The sequence below is a fragment of the Aquitalea magnusonii genome, from assembly GCF_002217795.2.
Lineage (GTDB): Bacteria > Pseudomonadota > Gammaproteobacteria > Burkholderiales > Chromobacteriaceae > Aquitalea > Aquitalea magnusonii_B.
On the sequence record NZ_AP018823.1, the window covers coordinates 2617672 to 2638538 of the forward strand.

Consider the following 20867-nt stretch of genomic DNA (forward strand, 5'->3'; position numbering starts at 1 on the left):
CTCCTGTTCAGGCCTGGTGGAACAACCAGGGCTGGGACTGGCGGCGGGCCGCCTCGTAAGATTTGATTTCTTCCGCGTGCTGCAAGGTAAGGCCGATTTCATCCAGACCACCCAGCAGGCAGTGCTTGCGGTGCTCGGTGATGTCAAAGGCAAACGACTGGCCGGACGGGGTGGTGATGGTCTGCGCTTGCAGATCCACCGTCAGGCGGTAGCCTTCGCTGGCTTCGCATTCGCGGAACAGCTGATCCACCACTTCAGCCGGCTGCACAATGGGCAACAGGCCGTTCTTGTAGCAGTTGTTGAAGAAGATGTCGGCAAAGCTGGGCGCGATCACCACGCGGAAGCCCTGGTCGTCCAGCGCCCACGGTGCGTGTTCGCGGCTGGAACCACAGCCGAAGTTTTCACGCGCCAGCAGCACTTGCGCACCGGCGTAGCGCGGGAAGTTGAGCACAAAGTCGGGGTTCAGCGGGCGCTTGCTGTTGTCCATGCCCGGTTCGCCGTGGTCCAGATAGCGCCACTCGTCAAACAGGTTGGGACCAAAGCCGGAGCGCTTGATCGACTTGAGAAACTGCTTGGGGATGATCGCGTCGGTATCGACATTGGCACGATCAAGCGGACAAACCAGTCCACTCAGGGTAGTAAATGCTTTCATCACTATGCCATTTCACGGGCTGCACGGCCCATCGCTTTTGTTCGGCAGGGCGGAGCAAGGAGCTGCTCCGCGCTTTGACCAATCTACAATTTGTTGGAAACATCCTTGGCGGCGTTTTCTATCGCCTGCCCGCCCTTGGAAACATCCTGACCTACGCCACGTATGGTATTGCAGGCGGTGAGGGCCACTGTCGCCAGCACAATCAGCATCAACTGTTTCATATCGAGACTCCTCTGGTGGTTACAGGCTACGGATATCAACAAAATGGCCGGTCACCCCTGCCGCAGCCGCCATGGCCGGGCTGACCAGATGGGTACGCCCACCCTGCCCCTGGCGGCCTTCGAAGTTGCGGTTGGAGGTGGAGGCGCAACGCTCGCCCGGTTGCAGGCGGTCGGCATTCATGGCCAGGCACATGGAGCAACCCGGCTCGCGCCATTCGAAACCTGCCGCGATGAAAATCTTGTCCAGCCCTTCGGCTTCGGCCTGCGCCTTCACCAGGCCGGAACCCGGCACCACAAGCACTTGCTTCACACTGGCTGCCTTTTTACGGCCACGCGCTACCGCAGCGGCTTCACGCAGGTCTTCAATGCGGGAATTGGTACAGGAACCGATAAACACGATGTCGACCGGAATGTCTTTCACCGGGGTATTGGCGGTCAGACCCATATAGGCCAGCGCGCGTTCAATACTGCCCTTCTTCACCGGGTCGGCTTCGGCAGCCGGGTCTGGCACGATGCCGTCGATATCGGTCACCATTTCCGGCGAGGTGCCCCAGGTCACTTGTGGCTTGATGTCGCTGGCTTCCAGTTCAACCACGGCGTCGAAATGCGCGCCTTCATCGGAATGCAGGGTGTTCCAGTAAGCCACGGCAGCATCCCACTGCGCGCCGGTGGGGGCAAACGGACGGCCCTTGACGTAGTCGATGGTCTTTTCATCCACCGCCACCATGCCGGAACGGGCACCGGCTTCGATGGCCATATTGCACAAGGTCATGCGGCCTTCCATCGACAGGCTGCGAATGGCCTCGCCACCGAACTCGATGGCATAGCCGGTACCGCCGGCGGTGCCGATTTTTCCAATAATCGCCAGCGCCACGTCCTTGCCGGTAATGCCGGCAGGCAGCGGGCCATTCACCTTCACCAGCATGTTCTTGGACTTCTTGGCTACCAGGCACTGGGTGGCCATCACGTGTTCCACTTCCGAAGTGCCGATGCCGTGTGCCAGCGCACCGAAGGCACCGTGGGTGGAGGTGTGGCTGTCACCACAGACCACGGTCATGCCCGGCAAGGTGGCGCCCTGTTCCGGCCCCATCACATGCACAATGCCCTGCCCCTTGTCTTTGAACGGGAAGTAAGCCAGCGCGCCAAAGGACTTGATGTTGGCGTCCAGGGTTTCCACCTGCTGACGGGAGATCGGGTCCTTGATGCCTTCGTCCCAGTGATCGGTCGGGGTGTTGTGGTCGGCGGTGGATACCACCGAGTCCACACGCCACAGGCCGCGCCCGGCCAGTTTCAGGCCTTCAAAGGCTTGCGGGCTGGTGACTTCATGCACCAGGTGACGGTCGATATAAAGAAGAACCGTGCCGTCGGCCTCTTCCCGCACTACATGGCTGGACCAGAGCTTGTCGTAAAGAGTTTGTGCTGTCATGGCTTCCTGCTCGTGAAATGGCGGTTGCAACACCGCCGGTTTGCCGGATACAAGGCAGCCATTCTGTCACGCTGCTCACTACTGCTACAAGGCTGTCCTGACCGCCTTGGCCGTTGTGCGCCACAGAGTTCGGCTGCTGTTGGCACACATCATCGCGCAGCTTTTTTCCTAGTACAAGATAAGCGTTTATACTAGTACCAGCACTACCACGTTAAAGTGGAAACGCCATCAGGAATCCGCATGAGCCAAAGCAAAACCACCAGCCCGCTGGGCGAATTCATCCGCGCCCATCGCGAACGGGTCAGCCCACAACAAGCCGGCCTGCCAGCGGGCAGCCGACGCCGTGCCAAGGGCTTGCGGCGCGAAGAAGTCGCCGCCCTGTGCGGCATCAGCCCCACCTGGCTGACCTGGATTGAACAGGGGCGCAGCCAGTCGGTATCCGCCCCCACCCTGTCACGTCTGGCCGATGCCCTGCTGCTGACCCATGCCGAGCGCGATTACCTGTTCAAGCTGGCCGGACTGAAAAACCCGCAGGACAGGCCTGTCGAACGCAATCCGCAATCGCGTCAGGCCTTGCGTGACGCGGTAGATGTCATCGGCGCTCCGGCTTACGTGCTGGATGCCAACTGGGATGCGCTGGCCTGGAATACGCTGGCGGCGGAATTGTTCAGTGGCTGGCTGGACCAGCCGCTGGCACGGCACAATTTGCTGGATTTCATGTTTTTGCGCACCGAGTCACGTCAACTGGTGGAAGACTGGCCGGTACGGGCGCGGCGCATGGTGGCAGAGTTTCGCGCCGATGCGGGTGAGCGGCTGGAGGAAAACAGCATCCGGCAATGGCTGGACACCCTGCGCCAGGGCAGCGCGGAATTCGATACGCTGTGGCAGCAGCATGACGTGCAAGGCCGCGAAGGCGGCGAACGCGCCTTCAACCATCCGCAACGCGGCCGTCTGGTGTATCAGCAACTGACGCTGAATCTGGCTGCAGCGCCGGAACTGAAGCTGATCATGCTGCTGTAGGTTTGGCGCAGGGTTCCGGCCGCAACCAGCGCAGGCACACCAGCACGCCCAGCGCGGCAGCCACTACCGACATGCCAAACGTCGGCAACATGCCGCCGTGCGGCCACAACAAACCGCCAACCAGCCCGCCGGAACTGCCGCCCACACCAAACGAGGCAATGATGTATAAGCCCTGCGCCCGGCCCTGGTGCTGCTGGGCAAACAGGCGGTGAATCAGCCCCACCGAAGTGGCATGGTGCAGGCCGAAGGTCAGCGCATGCATGCTTTGCGCCAGCACCGCCAGCACCGGCTGCTCCACCGCACAGGCAATCAACACAAAGCGCAATACGGCGGTCAGCAGTGAAGCCAACATCAGCCGCTCCAGCGCAAAGCGACCCATGATGCGCGGCATCAGCAGGAACACCAGGATTTCGCTGATCACCCCCACCGACCACAACAAGCCGATGGCACCCTTGTCATAGCCGGCATGGCGCAGGCCGATGGAATAAAAAGTGTAATAAGGCCCGTGGGCATAAGCCATCAGGAAGCAACAGGCAAACAAGGCCAGTACGCGTGGCTGGCGCAAGGTCTGCCAGATCGGCCCGGCCGCTTGATGATGGCGAGGGTTGCTGACGTCCGGCACGAACCAGCCTGCCAACACGATGCATGCCAGCAACAGCAGCAAGGCCCAGGGCAGATTAGCCAGATGGATCAGGTCCAGCACATAGCCGCCCACCATGGACAGGCAGACAAAGCCGATGGAGCCCCACACCCGTACCCGGCTGTAGCGGCCCGGCTGGGCACGCGTGAGGTAGGCCGTGCTGGCTTCCACCAGCGGCAAGGCCCCGGCCCAAAAGAAATGCGATACCGCCAGACTGGTGAAAATCCACCAGAAGCCATTACCCAGCCCCACCAGCGCAAAGGCCAATGCCGAACACAGCGAGGTGCTGATGATGATGGCCCGTCGCCGCCCTTGCCGGTCTGCCAGCCAGCCCCAGAAGCCGGGAGCCACGATACGCGCCAGCGTGGACAGTGCCATCAGCACGGAAATCTGCAGTGCAGAGAATGACAGCGATTCCAGATACAAGCCCCAGAACGGGCCGAACAAGCCCTGAAAGGCGAAATAGGCAAAATAGAACAGCGCAAAAGGACGCAGGGAGGGCGCAGCAACAGCAGATGAGGCAGACATCAATACACAATCAGATAAAGCTGCCACCGCCCGGCATCTGGAACGGTGACATGGTCATTACAGGGAGCCCTTGAAGCGGGAAATATCGCGCCGGGCTTTCTTGGTGGGACGGCCTTCGCCATGCGGGAAACTGGCATGTTCGGCCTTCAGCAGCAGCATGCGCTCTTCGCGCTCAGCCTTGCTCGCTTCGTCCTCCTGGTACATCAGCACGGCCTCCTTGGCCGGACGACGCTGGGTGGCCAATTGCAGCACGGTAATGCGGTATTCCAGCTGGTTGATGCGCAGCAGCAGTTCATCCCCCTCGCGCACGATGCGCGAAGCCTTCACCCGCTCGCCATTCACCAGCACCCGGCCCAGCTCCAGCGCCTCATGCGCCAGTTGGCGCGTCTTGTAAAAACGCGCCGCCCACAGCCATTTGTCCAGCCGCACCTTGCCGTCGTCTTCGTCCTGCTCACGCGGGCGGCTCATGCGGCCACCGTCCAGTCGGCACTTAGCACACCGTCCAATTGCAGATGCAGCACATCCCCCGCGTGCAGGGCTGCCACACCTTGCGGCGTGCCGGTGTAGACCAGATCGCCCGCCGTCAGGCCGTAAGTCTGCGACAGATAACTGATGATGATGGCCAGCGGATACAACATCAGGCTGGTATCACCCTGCTGACGGGTGGCACCATTCACCTGCAGGCTGAAGTGAAATGGCTTAGCCAGCTCCAGACGGGAAGCGGCAACAAAATCAGACACACAAGCCGCGTGACGGAAGCCCTTGGCCTTGGTCCAGGGCTTGCCGCCCTGCTTGGCCTCACTTTGCACATCGCGCGCGGTCAGGTCCAGACCAATGCCCACGCCAGCAACGTGAGACAGCGCATCCGCAACGGCAATATCACTGCCGCCCTTGCCAATCAGCAGCACCAGCTCGCACTCATGGTGTACATCGGAGGAATAGGCCGGCAGCACGATGTCCCGCCCGCTGCGCGTGAGGGAGGAAGTGGGCTTGAGGAATACCAGCGGTTCTTCTTCCAACTGATTGCCCAGCTCCGCCACATGTGCCGCGTAATTGCGGCCAATGCAGAAAATATTGCTGACTTGCTGCTCCACGCCTTCCAGCATCACAACTGCCATGGTGTACTCCTTACCGTTCAAGCGTGCGATTATCCCAGATGTAAGCGGCTTGCGGGAGCATGCACGCAGTTATACTAATGTCATTGCCAGCATATTACCTGCTACCATTCTGCCGCCCTGACAAAATCAGGACAATGACATCAAATGAAGCCTGGACAAGCACCATGTCATTTGGTTAAGAACATGGACATGAATTGTGCATTGCCGCAACAGCCCTGAGCTCACCATGGATTTTTTCACCGCGGCTTACCACCAGCCGGTGAAATTGTCATACAGTCCTGTTACAGTCAGCGAGTACCCCGGCGACGGCAACACCCGCCCAAGCAAGCCGGGCAGCACGTATCCACCCACCACTCACGGCATGTTAAGGAGATTTACCTTGACTCAGGACACGACCGCTTCCCTGGAGAGTTTCTTCTCCAGCCTCTCCGAGGCCAACCAACAGTGGATGCAGCAGTTTGTCAATTCGATGACCGCAGGTATGCCGCTGGATGCAGCAGCCAATCCTATTTCCGGTGCCTGGAACCAGATGGTGAACAACACCAACCAGATGCTGGCCATGCAAACCAATCTCTACCAGCAGCAAATGAATATGTGGCTGCAATTTCTGGGCCAGAAACCGGCCGAGACCACAGCAGCCCCAGCCGCCAGTACCGATCGCCGCTTTACCGCACCGGAATGGAATGAACATCCGTTCTATAGCTTCCTGAAACAAAGCTATCTGCAAACATCCAAATGGATGACCGAGCTGGTTGATCAATCCCAGCTGGAAGAAGAATCCAAGGAAAAATTGGCTTTTGCCACCCGCCAGTATCTGGACGCGATGGCACCCACCAACTTCATGCTGACCAACCCGGAAGTCATCAAGCGGGCGCTGGAAACCAAGGGCGAAAGCCTGGTGGAAGGCATGAAGAACATGGCCGAAGACATCCAGAAGGGCCATATCTCGATGTCGGACGAAAGCAAGTTCGAGATCGGCAAGAATATCGCCACCACGCCGGGCGAAGTGGTTTTCCGCAACGAGCTGATCGAGCTGATCCAATACACCCCGACCACTGCCGAGGTATATGAAAAGCCGCTGCTGATCGTACCGCCCTGCATCAATAAGTACTACCTGATGGACTTGCAGCCGGACAACTCCATGGTGCGCCACTTTGTCGCCCAGGGTTACAAGGTATTCCTGATCAGCTGGCGCTCGGCTGTACCGGAAATGAAGCATTTCACCTGGGAAAGCTATATCGAAAAAGGCGTGATTGCCGCGGCGGAAACCGTCAAGAAAATCACCAAGCAACCGAGCATGAACGCCTTGGGCTTCTGCGTGGGCGGCGTCATCCTCAACACGTCCTTGTGTGTGATGCAGGCCAAGGGCATCAAGCTGATTGACAGCGCCACCTTCATGACCTCGCTGATTGACCACGCGGAGCCGGGTGAAATCAAGGTCTTTATCGACGAAAACCTGGTTGCCAGCCGTGAAGCCAAGCTTACCCATGGCGGCATTGTCAGCGGCAAGGAAATCGGCCGTACCTTCGCCAGCCTGCGCGCCAATGACCTGGTATGGAACTACGTGGTCAACAACTACCTGCTGGGCAAGACGCCGGCTCCGTTCGACCTCTTGTACTGGAACAACGACGCCGTTGACCTGCCGCTGCCGATGCATACCTTCTTCCTGCGCCAGTTCTACCTGAACAATGCGCTGGTGAAGAAAAATGCCATCACCCTGTGCGATGTGCCCATCGACATCAGCAAGCTGGACATCCCGCTGTACGTGTTTGCCGCGCGCGAAGACCACATCGTGCCGTGGAAGTCGGCCTTCTCCGGCATCAAGTACCTGACCGGCGCACCGTCGCGCCGCTTTGTCCTCGGCGCATCCGGCCATATCGCCGGCTCCATCAATCCGGTTACCAAGGACAAGCGTAACTACTGGGTGAATGACAACCTGGTGGACGATCCGGAAGTGTGGCTGGAAGGCGCGGAAAGCCGTCCGGGCAGTTGGTGGAAAGACTGGGACAACTGGTTGGCCCCGCAATCGGGCAAAAAGGTTGCCGCCCCCAAAGCTGCCGGCAGCAAGGAATTCCCGGCACTGGTGGCTGCGCCCGGTACCTATGTTCTGGCCAAAGCCATGCCCAGCACAGTGGCCAGCTTGCAGTAATTACCCGATGCCCGGCACATGTATGCCGGGCACATGCTCCTGACAGGGGCCCCCACCGCAGAACCATAACGGAGAGTTAGCTATGCAAGAAATCGTGATTGTTGCCGCCCTGCGCACTGCCGTCGGCAGCTTTGGTGGTGCACTGTCCAAGGTACCCGCTCCCGAGCTGGGTGCCACCGTCATCAAGGGCCTGCTGGCCCAGACCGGCGTTAAGCCGGAAGACGTGAGTGAAGTGATTCTGGGTCAGGTACTGACTGCCGGCGTTGGCCAGAACCCCGCCCGCCAGGCTCTGATCAAGGCCGGCCTGCCGATTACCACGCCTGCCTCCACCCTCAACGTGGTATGCGGCTCCGGCCTGCGTGCCGTCCATCTGGCAGCCCAGGCCATTGCCAATGGCGATGCCGAAATCGTGATCGCCGGTGGTCAGGAAAACATGTCGCTGTCCCCGCACATCCTGCCGGGCTCGCGTGATGGCTTCCGCATGGGCAATGCCCAGTTGGTGGACACCATGGTGGCTGATGGTCTGACCGACGTTTACAACCAGTACCACATGGGCATTACTGCGGAAAACGTGGCAGAAAAATACAGCATCAGCCGCGAAGAACAGGATGCACTGGCACTGGCCTCGCAAAACCGCGCCGAAGCCGCGCAGAAGGCTGGCAAGTTCAAGGATGAAATCGTTCCGGTGCTGGTACCGCAGCGCAAGGGCGACCCGGTAGCCGTTGATGCTGACGAATACATCAAGGCTGGCACCACTGCCGAGACGCTGGCCAAGCTGCGCCCGGCCTTCAAGAAAGATGGCACCGTAACCGCCGGCAACGCCTCCGGCATCAATGACGGTGCAGCTGCCGTGATGCTGATGACCGCCGCCAAGGCTGACCAGTTGGGTCTGAAGCCGCTGGCCGTGATTCGTGGCTATGCCCTGACGGGTTGCGCGCCCGAAGTCATGGGCATCGGCCCGGTGGCTGCCACGCGCAAGGTACTGGAAAAAGCCGGCTGGACCATTGAGCAACTGGATCTGGTAGAGGCCAACGAAGCTTTCGCGGCACAAGCACTGGGCGTGGCGCGCGAGCTGGGCTGGTCTGCCGATAAAGTCAACGTCAACGGCGGTGCCATTGCCCTGGGCCATCCGATTGGCGCATCCGGCTGCCGCGTGCTGGTGACCCTGCTGCACGAAATGCAACGCCGTGACGCCAAGAAAGGCCTGGCAACCCTGTGCATTGGCGGTGGCATGGGTGTGGCACTGGCAGTGGAACGTCCGTAAGCAGCAACGCTGGCCGTTGCGGCTGGAACAAACCGGGCAGCCTGCCCGGTTTTTTCGTTTTAGCCTGCGCAAAAAAAGCCCCGGCATACAAGCCGGGGCAGTTTCGGTCAACCGCCCTGTGGCCGACCGAGGTGGAGACATTACGGAAGTTAGTAGGGTACTTTCCTACCGTGCCTTACGTTTTTTCAGAATAGCGGGCAATCAACGGATTCCCAGCGGAAATACCCAGCTTTTAGTCCAGTTGTAAAGGCGGCAAGCCGTTTTGCGCCCGTGCGCGATTACAGGCTGCCTCATAAATGCCAATACTGGCGCGGGCACCAAACTCGCGACAAGGCGAAGGCCGCTCACTGTAAATACCACAGCGGACCGACTCTCCTATCTTGCCAACCAGCGCAATACAGCGCGGACGCGCATAGTCAGTGCCACGCATGCGCATGGTAGTGGCGGTTTCCTCATCGGCCAGCCTTGCCGGCACCCGGCCACCCGGCTCGGTGTCCAGTTCTGAGTAATGAAAACTCACCCGAAAGGCGGCGCAGCAGGCACCGCAACGCTGACAGATGTTTTGCTCGGCTTGGGACATACGGTTAAACCAGTGATTCAAGTCGGCACAGTATGCCTGTAAGCTGAGTGAATTTCAGCCGTATTGCGAGTCGCCATGCCCTCATCGCTCTCTGCCCTTTTCCCTGGTAGCCATTGGCCTGATTACCACGGTGGCAGCTTGCTCAATTTGCTTGCCAGCCTGAGTAGTGAGCTGGGAGGCCCCACCGGCGGTCACGCCGGACTACACCACCCCTGGCTGGCCGGCATTGCCCGGCACCGGCATGTGGTGCTGCTTCTGATTGACGGACTGGGCTCACGGCAACTGGACACACTTGGCCCGGACAGCGCACTGCGCCGCCATCAGTGCAGCACGCTGAGCAGCGTGTTTCCGGCCACCACCGCCGCGGCCATCACCACCTTGCTGACCGGTCAGTCGCCTGCCAGCCATGGTTTGATTGGCTGGCATCTGTATTGCAATGATAAGGAGGCCGGACAGCAGAGTATCGTGGCCCCGCTGCCAATGACGGTGCGACATCCGGTTGGCACTATGCTGACACCGGCACAACTGGCCAGCCGCTTGCTGGTTTGCCCACCGGTGCTGCCACAACTGGGGCGCGCGGCAGAAATACTGCAACCGCACTATATCGCCGACTCCCCCTACAGCCTGCACCACGCCGGGAATATGCAGCGTACCGGCTATCGTGACATCGAAGATGCTTTTGACCTGCTGGCAGAGCACCTGCAACAAAATCAAGCACCGGGTTTTCATTACCTCTACTTGCCACAACTGGACAGCCTGATGCATCGGCAAGGCTGCCACTCTCCCGCCGTGCAGGCCCTGTTTGACCGGCTGGACGTGGCCTTCGCCCGCTTGAGCGAGATTGCCGATCAGACCGACAGCGTACTGCTGGCCAGCGCCGACCATGGTTTCATCGATACGCCCGCCACACGGCAGATCAGCCTGGATGAAGATTTTCCGGCCTTGTACACCATGCTGGCCCAGCCGCTGTCAGGTGAGCGCCGTGCCGCGTTCTGCCACCTAAAACCGGGGCTGCGCGACGCCTTCATCAGTCTGGCCCGACAGCAACTAGGCCATGCTTGCTGGGTGGTGGATAGCCAGCAGTTGCTGCAGGCGGGTGTGTTCGGCCCTGGTGAGCCACATCCACAATTGGCAAGCCGTTGCGGTGACGTCACCTTGCTGGCGCGCGATGACTGGAGCATCCGCGACACGCTGCCGCAAGAGAAAGCACTTCATCTGCCCGGCCAGCATGGTGGCGTCAGCGCAGCAGAAATGACGGTGCCCTTGATCCTGCGCCTCCCCCGGAAGGAGTAGCCGGACCGATGCCTGCGACCGATACCGCTTTGCCCGGCATGCATCGCACAATGAGGCATGACATCCAATAGATTCCCTCTGGTCTATGCTTGCTCCGGCTGCTCCAGCGCAGCCCAGATGGCCAATGACCTTGCGCTGCGTCTGGACCGGGAAGGTCTGGCGGAAATGTCCTGCATTGCCGGTGTCGGCGGCGGCGTACCCGGACTGGTAAGACTGGCACAATCCGGCCGTCCCATCCTGGCGCTGGATGGATGCCGCCTGTCCTGTGTACAAGCCTGTCTAAACCGGGCTGGCGTGCAGGCCGACCATGCCTTGTTGCTATCTGACCAGGGGGTGGTCAAATACAAGCATCAGGCTTATGCGGTGAGTCAGGCAGAGGAAATCTGGCCACTCATCCGGGACAGCGCCGCGGCACTGTCCGGCCGGCAATCAGAATAAGCCACCTTGCAGTTGCTGCTGCTCCAGTGTGGCAAGCTCATCGGCAAACTGCTGTTCCAGCTCTTGCACGTGCTGGCGCTGGACATAAACCGGCATCAATACCCGCGAAATCGGCTGCAACTGCCCCAATACCACCTGCTCGTAGCACAAGGCGGTGACATCGTCCGCATCCAGACGCTCATGCAACACGCCCATGCGATTGAGATAGATGGTTTGTGCCTCGACATGGAAAAAGCCTTGTGGCTGCTCCAGCACCTCGCGCACCACTTCCAGAATGCCATCCAGCTCGGTCAAGCGTGCCAGCGGCTGTAGCTGCTGTTGTACTGCGGCCTCGCGCTGGCGCAGTGCCTGGACATCAGATAGCTGCAAGCTGGCGACAGTACCGGCACCGCCAGTTGCATCAATCACCACCCGCCCGGCATGGCCGAAGGTCGCCAGTTTCAGCTGAATCTGGCCCAGCTCGGCCTGCAGATCCAGCCGCATTTGCTGCAACAGCTTGATGCGCCGGTCTATCACGGCCACCAGGACGGCCAGGCCCCGGTGTCGGGTGCTCTGCTGCAAATCCTCCGCACTGGCAGAAGGATCAATCAGGCGGTGCTGGTCGAAACTGACAACCTGTTGGGCAACATCACTGCAGATTTCACCATTGTGCTCCACCATGCCAAAGCGCACGTTCTCGCTTTTACACATGCTCATGATGGCCCAAGCCTCATCGCCCTGGCTGGCCGAGAGGAAGAACGCCTGCAAGGGAGCACTGCCTTTCAGGCATAGCAGCAGGCTGAGCGGGCTGGAAAACAGCAGGCCTAGCCTGCGGTCGGTGGCAAAACTGCGCAAGGACAGTTCCAGCGGGGGGATGCGCTGCCAAGGCAGGCCGGCCAGATAGTCCAGCGTCTGCCCGATGCCGGGAAGCAAGCGCTGCTGATAGCCCGGCAGCAGTTTGAGACGGCCATCACAGCCAGTAATCACCGTCTCGATGGCCTGCAGCAAATCCGCTTTCTTCTGCTTTGAAGCCGCATCCAGGCCCAGTTTCTGCCATAGCCAGTCCAGCATTGGCACCTCTCCTTCAGACAAAGTCAGCAGTATGCCCGATATTGGCCACCGGGCTGCTGCACTGGATCAAGTCCCGGGTGCAGCGGCCTGCAAAATATCCTGCAAGGCAGCCGCGGTTTGTCCGGCAGACACCACAGGCAGCACATGCGTGCCACCATCGATGGTTACCAGCGGGGCATCCAGCAAGGATGCCAGCCGCTGGCCGATATGCAATGGAAAGATTTCGTCTTGCGAACCCCAGATCACCGCAACCGGCATGGCCAGAGGCTGACTGAGGCGCTCAACATGGGCCTGCTGGCCGGTGGCCAGCTCCTGCATCAGGGCCCGCAACTGCGGTACGCGATCGCGGTAATAAAACTGCCAGACATCGCGCAGCAAAAACTGCGGCGCATTCGCCAGCGGGCTACCCACCAGCGCCATCATGCGTGCCAGCGCCTGTACATCGTTGGGTACGAATAATTGCTCGGCACTTTGCACCTGCGCCCGCGCAAGCAGCTCCTGCTGATCGTCCGGCGTATAGGCCATGCCCGGTGATGCCATGATGACCAAGCGTGCAACCTTCTCTGGCATGCGCCGTGCCAGTTCCAAGGCAACGAAACCGCCATAGGACAAGCCCACCAACTGCACGGTGTCCGGCACACGGGCAAGAATCAGTGCTTGCAGTGCATCCGCCTGCGCCAGCAATCCCGGCTCACCTGCCACATGACTGCGACCAAACCAGAGTAAATCCGGCACCAGGACATGATGGCCTTTTGCCAGTGCCGACATGACGCGACCCCAACTGGTTGGGCCATCGCCGCCAAAGCCGTGAATCAGCAACAGGCTGGGGCCACTGCCCCCCTCCAGATATGCCAGCTCTCCGCCAGGCAAAGCCAGCCGGCGGCTGCGAAATCCCATCAGGCGCAAACTGCCACGCAGCAGCCAATGCCCGGAGGCAGAAGGGAAAACACAAAACAGGATCAGGCCGGCCAGTAGTGCCAGCAATATCGTCAGCATCGGGTTCATGGGCTTGATAATGTCACGCCAGCCCGCCAAATCCAAGTCGGATATTGCAATGCAAAACGGCGACCACTGGTCGCCGTTGCCGCATGCCGGCCCACCCCGGCCTGTGCTGATCAGAACATCTCGTCGTCACGCAGGTAGCGCCACTGCCCGGTTGGCAGGTTGCCCAGCTTGATCGTACCGATACGGATACGCTTAAGACCCACCACGCGCAAGCCTACCAGTTCGCACATGCGGCGAATCTGACGCTTTTTGCCTTCTCGCAGGACAAAGCGCAGCTGATCTTCATTCTGCCAGGCAACTTCAGCCGGTTTAAGCGCCTCGCCATCCAGCGACAGGCCGTGATTGAGCAAGGCCAGACCACGTTCGCTCAGCTCACCAGTCACCCGCACCAGATATTCTTTCTCCACCGTGGAGTTCTCGCCAATGATGTGCTTGGCCACACGGCCATCTTGCGTCAGCACCAGCAAGCCCACCGAATCGATATCCAGCCGCCCGGCCGGTGCCAGCCCTCGCAAATGGGCGGGGATGAAGCGTTTTTTGCTGGGATCTTCCGACCAATGGTTTTCCGGTTTGACCAGAGTCACCGCCGGCAGATAGCCTTTCTCGGCCTGACCCGAAACATAGCCCACCGGCTTGTTAAGTAAAATGGTCACGCGTGAGGACTGAGCATCCTGGGCCTTCTTCAGCACTTCAATCGTGTTGTGCGGCAGCACTTTCTGGCCAAGCACGGCCACTTCGCCGTCTACTTTGACCCAGCCTTGTTCGATATAGCTGTCCGCCTCGCGACGGGAGCAAATACCCAGTTCGGCCATCCGCTTGGAAAGGCGTACGGGTTCCATGTAAAGCATCCTGTAATAAAAAAAGCGGGTAGCACCGATGCCGTGTTGTCTGCCGGAGCAGCGCCGGACTGCACGTCACCACCGGCACAGCCGCTGTTGATCTGCCGCTATTGTAGGGGATAGACCGCAGGCTGACCATGATTACCACTGCACGCCAACTGCGGGCGCAGTGCCGCCGCGGCAAGGAAAACCAATATGGGAGCGAAAGACAGGCAAGAAAATGCCCGGTGAAACGGGGAGGAATCACCGGGCCGAGCTATAGCCAATACTGAAGAGGAACAAAAGCCAGAGGTACTTCAACTACTAAGCAAAATTAAGGTTGGCAGGTACTGCAGGAGATCCAATAAGTACGGGCACTGCCAACAGACGTAACTTTAGTGGGAAGCTGCCTTTTTCACCATCCGTAGAAATCCGTAGTCAACACCACATCGCCGCTTTACTCGGCAGCAGACAGCTTGCCCGTCACTACCTGGCTTGAGCTGGCGGGGCGACGGCTGAGCGAGCCTAGCACGATGCCGGCAAAGATGGCGGACAGACCCGCCACATGGTACCAGTGCAATTCCTCCCCCAGCAGCAGGATGGACTGCACCGCGCCAAAAGCAGGCATCAGATAGAGAAAGCCTGCCGCCTTGGCCGCCCCCACCTGGGCAATGGCGCGGTTATACATCAGGAAAGCCAGTACCGAGGGGAAAACGCCCAGATACAGCAAGGCGGCCCCTGCCGGCAGGGATAATAAATGAAAGCCGCCGGCCTGCCAGGTTTCCTGCACGAATGCCGGCAGCAGCATGCATTCGCCCACAAACAACAACACCATCATCATCACCAAGGCATCCAGCCCCGGCAGCAGGGTGCGCAGCCCCAGGGTATACACCGCCCAGCACAAGCCAGCCGCCAGCACCAGCAGATCGCCATGACTGAACTGGACAGCGCTCATGCCCAACACATCACCCTTGAGCACAATCAGCAAGGCACCGGCCATGGCCACCAGCATGCCGGCCCACTGCCGGCGCGCCAGTTTTTGCCGGAAATACAGCGAACCCAATACCAGCACCATCATCGGCGTGGCGCTATTGAGAATGACGGCGTTGGTGGCCGTGGTGGTGCGTACGGCCACATACACCAGGGTATTGGTCAGCCCGATGCCGAACATGCCCAACAGCAGCAGCTTCTGCCATTGCCGGCGCAGTAGCGGCCAGGCTGGGCGCAGCCGCGGCAGGCCAAACGGCAGCAGGCAGAGCAAGGCAATGGCCCAGCGCCCGAAAGCCAGACCAAATGGCCCGATCTGGCCATGCATGGCACGGGCGATGACAAAATTGGTAGACCACAGCAGCATGGTCAGCACCAGCAGGACATAGGCAGAGCGTGAAGAAGCCGGATGACGGGTCATGATGATGGGCAAGATGGAGGATGCGGTAGATTCTACCCAAGCACGACGCTATATAAATTCAAAAAAAACTCTTCATTAAAAAATATACATCATTATTTTTTAATAAGTGGCAATTTAATTTTAATTCCACACATTTCAATGCAAGCAATTGCAAAACCGGCATGCGCTGGCAAAAGCGATTATGCTGAATGCTTTGGTTCAGCATCAGGAACAGAGCATGGCATTTTTCCCTGACTACGAAGAACACGATGGCCTGTCTTTGGCCGGCTTGTTGGCAAGCGGGCAGATCAGTCAAGGCGAACTGCTGCGCGCGGCGCGGGAAAGGATGGACAGCCGCAATCCGGCACTCAATGCGCTTGTCCTGCGCCTGGATGACAGTGCTGACCGGCAAGTGCCACCGCCAGGCGCCAGCCCGCTGGCCGGCCTGCCCATCCTGCTCAAAGACCTGCTGGCGGATGTCGCCGGCATCCCCACCAGCAATGGCAGCCGCCTGTGTGCCGGGTATATTCCGCAACAGGATGCCGAGCTGGTCCGGCGCTACCGTGCCGCCGGGCTGATTTTCGCCGGCAAGACAAGCACGCCGGAGTTTGGCCTCTACCCCTATACCGAGTCGGCACTCCATGGCGCTACCCGTAACCCTTGGAACCACGCGCTGACTTGCGGCGGCTCCAGCGGCGGGTCGGCGGCAGCCGTCGCCGCCGGCATGGTTGCCATTGCACACGGCGGGGATGGCGGCGGCTCCATCCGTATCCCGGCGTCCAATTGCGGGCTGTTCGGGCTCAAGCCCAGCCGTGGGCGCTCGCCCTGCGGCCCGGAGCGCTCGGAAAGCTGGCAGGGATTTACCAGCGAACACGTGCTGACCCGCAGCGTACGTGATAGTGCCGCCATGCTGGATATCTTGTGCCAGGGTAATGACTGTGCGGATGCCTACCACTGCCCACCGCCATCACAAACGTTTCTGGCCAGCCTGCAGCAAGCACCGGGCAAACTGCGCATTGCTTATACACGCCGTCCTTTGATGGGAGGCCACCTGCACGCCGAATGCGATGCCGCGCTCAGTCACAGTCTGCGCCTGCTGGAAAGCCTGGGACACAGCGTGGAAGAAGTCCACCCGCCGCTGGATACTGCCGAGGAAATGTGCCGCGCCATGCTGGTGATGGTGTGCGGGGAGATGGCCTGCCTGATGCGCAACAGTCGGCAACTGTATGGCCAGCCTGCCAGCTTCCGGCTGGTGGAGCCATCAAGCTGGACGCTGGCACGTTATGGCGAGCTGCTGTCTGCCGGCGAATTTGCCTGGATGCGCGACTTTGCGCTGCGGCAGGGGCGCAATATGCAGCGCTTCCACCAAGGCTACGACATACTGGTAACACCGGTACTGAACCAGCTACCGGCAGCCATTGGCAGCCTGGGCACCTCCCGCTTCGAGGACGCGCTGTCCACCCTGCTGCTGGGTCATCTTGGCTGGGACTGGACACTGAAGCTGAGCCAACTGGTGCCAGAGCACTCGCGCAAGCTGATGGAATACATTGGCTGGACCATCCCCTTCAATATGAGTGGCCAACCCGCCATGAGCGTGCCGCTGTACTGGACGGCAGACAATATCCCGGTGGGTACCCAGTTTGTGGCGGGCATGGGGCAGGATGGACTGCTGCTGCAACTGGCCGCGCAGCTGGAACAAGCCCAGCCCTGGTTCCAGCGTCGTCCACCCCTGGCGGGCTAGCGCTTAGCGGGCGGGTACAGCCAGTCGGCATGCGCCGCCAAGGCAGTGGCAATCTGCTGGCTTAGCGCATTGACCAGTTGCTGTTGCGCGGCCACCAGTTGCGCACTCTGCTGCCCAGTCTGTGCCTGCTGCTGGCTGAAATAACCTCGCAGCAGCACTTCCTGCGTGCCTGGCCGCAGCACCCGCCAGGCGGATGTCAGTTGTGCCCCCTGCCCCGGCAGCAAGCGGAAGGCACGGACATCCAACTGCAAGGACAGATCCGGCTGGGCCAGTGACAGTTGCGGGGCGGCGTACACCGTTGACAAGCGCAATTGCTCTGCCAGATTACCAGCCACGGCCTGGGTGAGCAGGCGTGACAGGCTGGCTGTCCAGTAATCCTGCTCTTGCAAGCGCGGCTGGTTTTGCTCATCTTCCAGCAATAATTGCGGTCGATCCGTTCCCGCCGGCAGGCTGACCTGCTCGACTAGCAGCACGGCTCCGGGCTGCTGACTGGCCCCGCCCGGCAGGCTGGCCCGCAGTTGGTGGTAACGGATGGGGGCCGAGCTGCAAGCAGCCAGCAGCAGGCTGCACAGCACGATGCCGCAGGTCAGCATGCGCTTGTTCATGGTCGGTTCTCCTGTTTGCCACGGATCAGCGCTTCCGGGTGGCGATCCAGATAATCACTTAGCGCACGGAAGCTGCGCGCGGTTTCACTCACTTCCTGAGCAGCCTTGCGCACATCCTGCTGCAGAGGCGAGTTGGCCTGCAGTGCCTGATTGGCGTTATCCAGCGTCTGCTGCAGTTGCTGCAGGGTTTGCAGGGTTTGCGGCACCACCTTGCCATCCAGGCTATGACCCAACTGCTGCACCGTGGACAGTGTGGCGTGCAGCTCCTTGATGGTGGCGTCCAGTTCCTGGCCTATGCTGTCGAACGGCACCTTGTCCAGCTTGCGGGCAATGCGTTGCAGCACACCCTGCAGCTCTTCAAGATCACCCGGAATGGTGGGCAGGACATCCATGCCCTGGCTGTGTCCGAGGCGCGCCGGCTTGGCATCGCGGAAGAAGTCCAGCGCCACATACAACTGGCCGGTCAGCAAGCTGCCCGAGCGCAACTGCGCCCGCATGCCATGCTCCACCATCTTGTCCAGCTTCAACTGATGCAGCCGGGCTTCATTCAGATTGCTGGACATGCTGATCAGCCGGCTGGGGAAGATACGGATGGTGACCAGCATGTTGAAGTCCTTGCGCGGGGCATCGTATTCCATGCCGATGCTGGTGACTTCGCCAATGACGATGCCACGGAAGTCTACCGGTGCCCCCACGGCCAGGCCGCGGACTGACTGCTGGAATTTCAGCTGCAATGGCACCACTTCGTGGTCCGGCGATTGCATGGCTTGCTCACGGGTATTGGACAAGGTGAAGGTGCTGCCTGTCGCCGCCTGCTTGCTCTCCTCCGGCGAAACCGGGGTTTCAAACGCCACCCCACCCAGCATGATGGCGCTGAGCGACTGGGTATTCACCTTCAGTCCGTTAGCCGAGATGGAGAGATCCACTCCGCTGGCGTGCCAGAAACGGCTGTCTGCCGTGACAAAACGGTCGTAAGGGGCGTTGACGAAGACGGTGATGTCAACATTGCGGCCATTGCGGTCCAGCTGATAGGCCACCACCTGCCCCACTGGTACGCGGCGGAAATACACTGGCGCACCGATATCCAGTGAGCCCAGCTCCGCAGCCTTGAGCACGAACTGACGGCCTGGCAGATCTCCGGTGATGATGGGCGGCACATCCAGGCCGGTGAAATGCTGGCTCATCTCGCTGCTCTTGCCCGCATCCATGCCAACATAGGCACCGGACAACAGCGTGCCCAAACCGGATACGCTGCCGCCGGCAATGCGCGGCCGCACAATCCAGAAACGGCTGTCACGCGCCAGAAAACGTTCGGCCTCCTTGCTCAACTGGGCCGTGGCCTCGATATTCTTGCTGTCAGCGCTGATGCGCACCGCGGTGACTTCACCGATATCCACATCCTTGTACTTGATGCGCGTCTTGCCGGCCTCCAGCCCTTCGCCACTGCGGAAGGTAATGGTGATGGTGGGGCCGCGCGCCAGGATGGCCTGCACCGCCAGATAGCCGCCAATCAGCGCCGCCACCAGCGGAATCAGCCACACCAGCGAGGGCGACCAGCGGCTGGGACGGGCGGGACGGGCCACCGCCAGCGGCACGCCATCCGGCGTGCGGGTTTCATCAGCGCTACTCACGCTGTGCGGTGCATCAGTCGTCTGCGGCAGGGGCTTGTCGCTCATCATCATCCTCGAAAACATCCCAGATCAGTCTGGGATCAAAATGCATGGCAGAAAGCATGGTCAGCACCACCACGGCACCAAAAGCCACGGCACCAGGGCCGGCCTTGATGGTAGCCAGCGATTGCAATTGCACCAGCGCAACCAGCAAACCCACCACATAGATATCCAGCATGGACCACGGCCCCACCACTTCCAGCAGGCGGTACAGGCGGGTGCGCTGCCGCGGTGCCCAGCGCGAACGCCAATGCACGGTAAGCAGCAACAGCAGCATGGACAGTATTTTCAGCAAAGGCACCAGCACACTGGCGATGAACACCACCAGCGCCAGTGGCCAGGAGCCATTGCGCCACAGATAGGCCACCCCGCTCATGATGGTATCGCGCTGGGTGCCGGACAGCATTTCCGTCAGCATGATGGGCATCAGATTGGCCGGGATGTAGCACACGATGGCGGCCAGCAAGAAAGCCCAGGCATATTGCAGGCTGTGCGGCTTGCGCCGGTGCAGCCCGGCACCGCAGCGCGGACAGCAGGGCGTGCCGTCCACCGGCGCGCTGCCAACGCGGCATAGTTGTCCGCAGCCATGGCAGGTCCACAGCCCCTGGCTGGCGGCACTGTTTACCTGGTAGCGCGGCATGACTGATAGCGCTCCCATAACAAACCCGCATCAAAACGGCTGGCATTGCCTGCCAGCAGCAGGATCAGGGCAAAAAACGACCACAAACCGATGCCGGGATGCACTTCGGCCATATGTGCCAGCTTGACCAGCGAAACCAGCACCCCAAGCAGAAAGACCTCCACCATGCCCCATGGATGCAGCACGCGCACCAGGCGCATTACGCGGGCAAAGCCCGGAGGCGCATGGCCCAGCGCCAAGGGCAGCAGCAGGTAGAGCAGACAGAGCAACTCCAGCCCCGGCGTCAGCACACCGGTGAGCAATACCAGCAAGGCTACCGGCTCCATTTGCTGCTGCGACAGTTGCCAGGCCGTTCCCAGCAAGGTGGTGGCGGTTCTGACGCCGCCCGCCTCCAGCCCGACCACGGGAAACACATTGGCCAGCACAAACACCAGCAAGCCGGCCAGCACCAGTGCCAGCGAAGTTGCCGGACGGTAGGCCGGGCCAGGCAGCAGTTGACACCCGCAGCGGCAGCACAGCACTCCCTGCTGCACCTGTAGCGGCGCAGACTGCAGCAGATCGCATTCGTGACAGGCCAGCAGGCGTGGAGCTGCGGCTGGCGGGCTGATTTCATGGCTCATGG

The 20867-nt window shown here is 60.5% G+C and carries 22 protein-coding genes; 7 read left to right on the forward strand and 15 right to left on the reverse strand.

All coding sequences use genetic code 11. The annotated features are described in order from the left end of the window. Positions 1-7 precede the first annotated feature (7 nt). The 3 genes from leuD to leuC all read right to left on the reverse strand — a co-directional run bounded on the left by leuD (position 8) and on the right by leuC (position 2299). Positions 8-652: a 3-isopropylmalate dehydratase small subunit gene (leuD, locus tag DLM_RS12415; RefSeq protein ID WP_089086080.1), complete on the reverse strand. Its 645-nt coding sequence runs from the start codon at positions 650-652 to the stop codon at positions 8-10. Positions 653-735: 83 nt separating this feature from the next. Then, a complete protein-coding gene (locus tag DLM_RS12420) occupies positions 736-873 on the reverse strand; it encodes an entericidin A/B family lipoprotein (protein WP_089086079.1) in 138 nt (45 codons plus the stop codon). Between the two features lie 19 nt (positions 874-892). Then, positions 893-2299 (reverse strand): 3-isopropylmalate dehydratase large subunit, encoded by a 1407-nt coding sequence (leuC, locus tag DLM_RS12425; RefSeq protein ID WP_089086078.1) that lies wholly within the window; start codon positions 2297-2299, stop codon positions 893-895. Between the two features lie 240 nt (positions 2300-2539). Here leuC and DLM_RS12430 point away from each other — a divergent pair, with 240 nt between their 5' ends. Beyond that, entirely contained in the window at positions 2540-3319 is a 780-nt protein-coding gene (locus DLM_RS12430; RefSeq protein WP_089086077.1) for a helix-turn-helix transcriptional regulator, read from the forward strand. Here the strand turns inward: DLM_RS12430 and DLM_RS12435 are convergent. Genes DLM_RS12435 through DLM_RS12445 form a run of 3 tightly spaced genes read right to left on the reverse strand, consistent with a single transcriptional unit; the run spans position 3306 to position 5605 of the window. After that, positions 3306-4487: an MFS transporter gene (locus DLM_RS12435; RefSeq protein ID WP_089086076.1), complete on the reverse strand. Its 1182-nt coding sequence runs from the start codon at positions 4485-4487 to the stop codon at positions 3306-3308. The two genes, DLM_RS12430 and DLM_RS12435, sit on opposite strands and share 14 nt — an antisense overlap. 57 nt (positions 4488-4544) lie before the next feature. Then, entirely contained in the window at positions 4545-4955 is a 411-nt protein-coding gene (locus DLM_RS12440; protein WP_089086075.1) for an RNA-binding S4 domain-containing protein, read from the reverse strand. Further along, entirely contained in the window at positions 4952-5605 is a 654-nt protein-coding gene (locus tag DLM_RS12445; protein ID WP_089086074.1) for a fumarylacetoacetate hydrolase family protein, read from the reverse strand. Before DLM_RS12445 ends, DLM_RS12440 begins: the two co-directional genes overlap by 4 nt. A 448-nt stretch (positions 5606-6053) precedes the next feature. Between DLM_RS12445 and DLM_RS12450 the strand changes: the two genes are divergently transcribed. Both DLM_RS12450 and DLM_RS12455 read left to right on the forward strand, forming a co-directional pair. After that, a complete protein-coding gene (locus DLM_RS12450) occupies positions 6054-7754 on the forward strand; it encodes a class I poly(R)-hydroxyalkanoic acid synthase (protein ID WP_197715588.1) in 1701 nt (566 codons plus the stop codon). An 82-nt stretch (positions 7755-7836) separates the two neighbouring features. Further along, positions 7837-9018: an acetyl-CoA C-acetyltransferase gene (locus DLM_RS12455; RefSeq protein WP_089086072.1), complete on the forward strand. Its 1182-nt coding sequence runs from the start codon at positions 7837-7839 to the stop codon at positions 9016-9018. Between the two features lie 232 nt (positions 9019-9250). Here the strand turns inward: DLM_RS12455 and DLM_RS12460 are convergent, their stop codons facing one another. Continuing rightward, the gene (locus tag DLM_RS12460) at positions 9251-9598 is read right to left on the reverse strand and encodes a YkgJ family cysteine cluster protein (RefSeq protein ID WP_089086071.1); all 348 of its coding nucleotides are present in this window, start codon (positions 9596-9598) and stop codon (positions 9251-9253) included. Between the two features lie 138 nt (positions 9599-9736). Here DLM_RS12460 and DLM_RS12465 point away from each other — a divergent pair, with 138 nt between their 5' ends. Then, positions 9737-10891, forward strand: a complete 1155-nt coding sequence (locus DLM_RS12465; protein WP_231959850.1) for an alkaline phosphatase family protein — start codon at positions 9737-9739, stop codon at positions 10889-10891. 117 nt (positions 10892-11008) lie between these two features. After that, positions 11009-11329 (forward strand): putative zinc-binding protein, encoded by a 321-nt coding sequence (locus tag DLM_RS12470; protein WP_420000696.1) that lies wholly within the window; start codon positions 11009-11011, stop codon positions 11327-11329. On the opposite strand, the gene DLM_RS12475 is transcribed toward DLM_RS12470, so the two are convergent. The 4 genes from DLM_RS12475 to DLM_RS12490 form a co-directional block, all read right to left on the reverse strand. Beyond that, a complete protein-coding gene (locus DLM_RS12475; protein WP_089086068.1) occupies positions 11321-12379 on the reverse strand; it encodes a hypothetical protein in 1059 nt (352 codons plus the stop codon). The genes DLM_RS12470 and DLM_RS12475 overlap by 9 nt on opposite strands. Positions 12380-12445: 66 nt before the next feature. Continuing rightward, positions 12446-13375 (reverse strand): alpha/beta fold hydrolase, encoded by a 930-nt coding sequence (locus DLM_RS12480; protein WP_167467102.1) that lies wholly within the window; start codon positions 13373-13375, stop codon positions 12446-12448. A 119-nt stretch (positions 13376-13494) separates the two neighbouring features. Then, positions 13495-14223, reverse strand: coding sequence for a pseudouridine synthase (locus DLM_RS12485; RefSeq protein WP_089086066.1), 729 nt, complete (start codon positions 14221-14223; stop codon positions 13495-13497). Positions 14224-14659: 436 nt separating this feature from the next. Further along, on the reverse strand, positions 14660-15610 hold the full coding sequence (locus tag DLM_RS12490; protein WP_145985847.1) for a DMT family transporter: 951 nt from the start codon (positions 15608-15610) through the stop codon (positions 14660-14662). Here DLM_RS12490 and DLM_RS23080 point away from each other — a divergent pair. Both DLM_RS23080 and DLM_RS12495 read left to right on the forward strand, forming a co-directional pair. Continuing rightward, a complete protein-coding gene (locus DLM_RS23080) occupies positions 15599-15844 on the forward strand; it encodes a hypothetical protein (RefSeq protein WP_145985848.1) in 246 nt (81 codons plus the stop codon). The genes DLM_RS12490 and DLM_RS23080 overlap by 12 nt on opposite strands. Then, complete coding sequence (locus DLM_RS12495; RefSeq protein ID WP_089086349.1) at positions 15828-17330, forward strand: amidase; 1503 nt, start codon at positions 15828-15830, stop codon at positions 17328-17330. The genes DLM_RS23080 and DLM_RS12495 overlap by 17 nt, the downstream gene beginning before the upstream one ends. Here the strand turns inward: DLM_RS12495 and DLM_RS12500 are convergent. The 4 genes from DLM_RS12500 to DLM_RS12515 are packed head-to-tail and all read right to left on the reverse strand — an operon-like array spanning position 17327 to position 20865. Further along, positions 17327-17935, reverse strand: coding sequence for a PqiC family protein (locus DLM_RS12500; RefSeq protein ID WP_089086064.1), 609 nt, complete (start codon positions 17933-17935; stop codon positions 17327-17329). The genes DLM_RS12495 and DLM_RS12500 overlap by 4 nt on opposite strands. Then, positions 17932-19566, reverse strand: coding sequence for an intermembrane transport protein PqiB (locus DLM_RS12505; RefSeq protein ID WP_231959851.1), 1635 nt, complete (start codon positions 19564-19566; stop codon positions 17932-17934). The genes DLM_RS12500 and DLM_RS12505 overlap by 4 nt, the downstream gene beginning before the upstream one ends. A gap of 13 nt (positions 19567-19579) precedes the next feature. Next, positions 19580-20245 (reverse strand): paraquat-inducible protein A, encoded by a 666-nt coding sequence (locus DLM_RS12510; protein WP_089086062.1) that lies wholly within the window; start codon positions 20243-20245, stop codon positions 19580-19582. Beyond that, complete coding sequence (locus DLM_RS12515) at positions 20227-20865, reverse strand: paraquat-inducible protein A (protein ID WP_089086061.1); 639 nt, start codon at positions 20863-20865, stop codon at positions 20227-20229. The genes DLM_RS12510 and DLM_RS12515 overlap by 19 nt, the downstream gene beginning before the upstream one ends. Positions 20866-20867 lie beyond the last annotated feature (2 nt).

Excerpts from the sequence above, each read along its gene's own strand:
- DLM_RS12450 (WP_197715588.1), top strand. The coding sequence starts at position 6,054 with ATGCAGCAGTTTGTCAATTCGATGACCGCAGGTATGCCGCTGGATGCA.
- DLM_RS12500 (WP_089086064.1), bottom strand. The coding sequence starts at position 17,935 with ATGAACAAGCGCATGCTGACCTGCGGCATCGTGCTGTGCAGCCTGCTG.
- DLM_RS23080 (WP_145985848.1), top strand. The coding sequence starts at position 15,599 with ATGACGGGTCATGATGATGGGCAAGATGGAGGATGCGGTAGATTCTAC.
- DLM_RS12445 (WP_089086074.1), bottom strand. The coding sequence starts at position 5,605 with ATGGCAGTTGTGATGCTGGAAGGCGTGGAGCAGCAAGTCAGCAATATT.
- DLM_RS12455 (WP_089086072.1), top strand. The coding sequence starts at position 7,837 with ATGCAAGAAATCGTGATTGTTGCCGCCCTGCGCACTGCCGTCGGCAGC.
- DLM_RS12435 (WP_089086076.1), bottom strand. The coding sequence starts at position 4,487 with ATGTCTGCCTCATCTGCTGTTGCTGCGCCCTCCCTGCGTCCTTTTGCG.
- DLM_RS12495 (WP_089086349.1), top strand. The coding sequence starts at position 15,828 with ATGGCATTTTTCCCTGACTACGAAGAACACGATGGCCTGTCTTTGGCC.
- DLM_RS12480 (WP_167467102.1), bottom strand. The coding sequence starts at position 13,375 with ATGCTGACGATATTGCTGGCACTACTGGCCGGCCTGATCCTGTTTTGT.
- DLM_RS12440 (WP_089086075.1), bottom strand. The coding sequence starts at position 4,955 with ATGAGCCGCCCGCGTGAGCAGGACGAAGACGACGGCAAGGTGCGGCTG.
- leuC (WP_089086078.1), bottom strand. The coding sequence starts at position 2,299 with ATGACAGCACAAACTCTTTACGACAAGCTCTGGTCCAGCCATGTAGTG.
- DLM_RS12510 (WP_089086062.1), bottom strand. The coding sequence starts at position 20,245 with ATGCCGCGCTACCAGGTAAACAGTGCCGCCAGCCAGGGGCTGTGGACC.
- DLM_RS12460 (WP_089086071.1), bottom strand. The coding sequence starts at position 9,598 with ATGTCCCAAGCCGAGCAAAACATCTGTCAGCGTTGCGGTGCCTGCTGC.
- DLM_RS12430 (WP_089086077.1), top strand. The coding sequence starts at position 2,540 with ATGAGCCAAAGCAAAACCACCAGCCCGCTGGGCGAATTCATCCGCGCC.
- DLM_RS12490 (WP_145985847.1), bottom strand. The coding sequence starts at position 15,610 with ATGACCCGTCATCCGGCTTCTTCACGCTCTGCCTATGTCCTGCTGGTG.
- DLM_RS12470 (WP_420000696.1), top strand. The coding sequence starts at position 11,009 with ATGGCCAATGACCTTGCGCTGCGTCTGGACCGGGAAGGTCTGGCGGAA.
- leuD (WP_089086080.1), bottom strand. The coding sequence starts at position 652 with ATGAAAGCATTTACTACCCTGAGTGGACTGGTTTGTCCGCTTGATCGT.
- DLM_RS12485 (WP_089086066.1), bottom strand. The coding sequence starts at position 14,223 with ATGGAACCCGTACGCCTTTCCAAGCGGATGGCCGAACTGGGTATTTGC.
- DLM_RS12475 (WP_089086068.1), bottom strand. The coding sequence starts at position 12,379 with ATGCTGGACTGGCTATGGCAGAAACTGGGCCTGGATGCGGCTTCAAAG.
- DLM_RS12420 (WP_089086079.1), bottom strand. The coding sequence starts at position 873 with ATGAAACAGTTGATGCTGATTGTGCTGGCGACAGTGGCCCTCACCGCC.
- DLM_RS12515 (WP_089086061.1), bottom strand. The coding sequence starts at position 20,865 with ATGAGCCATGAAATCAGCCCGCCAGCCGCAGCTCCACGCCTGCTGGCC.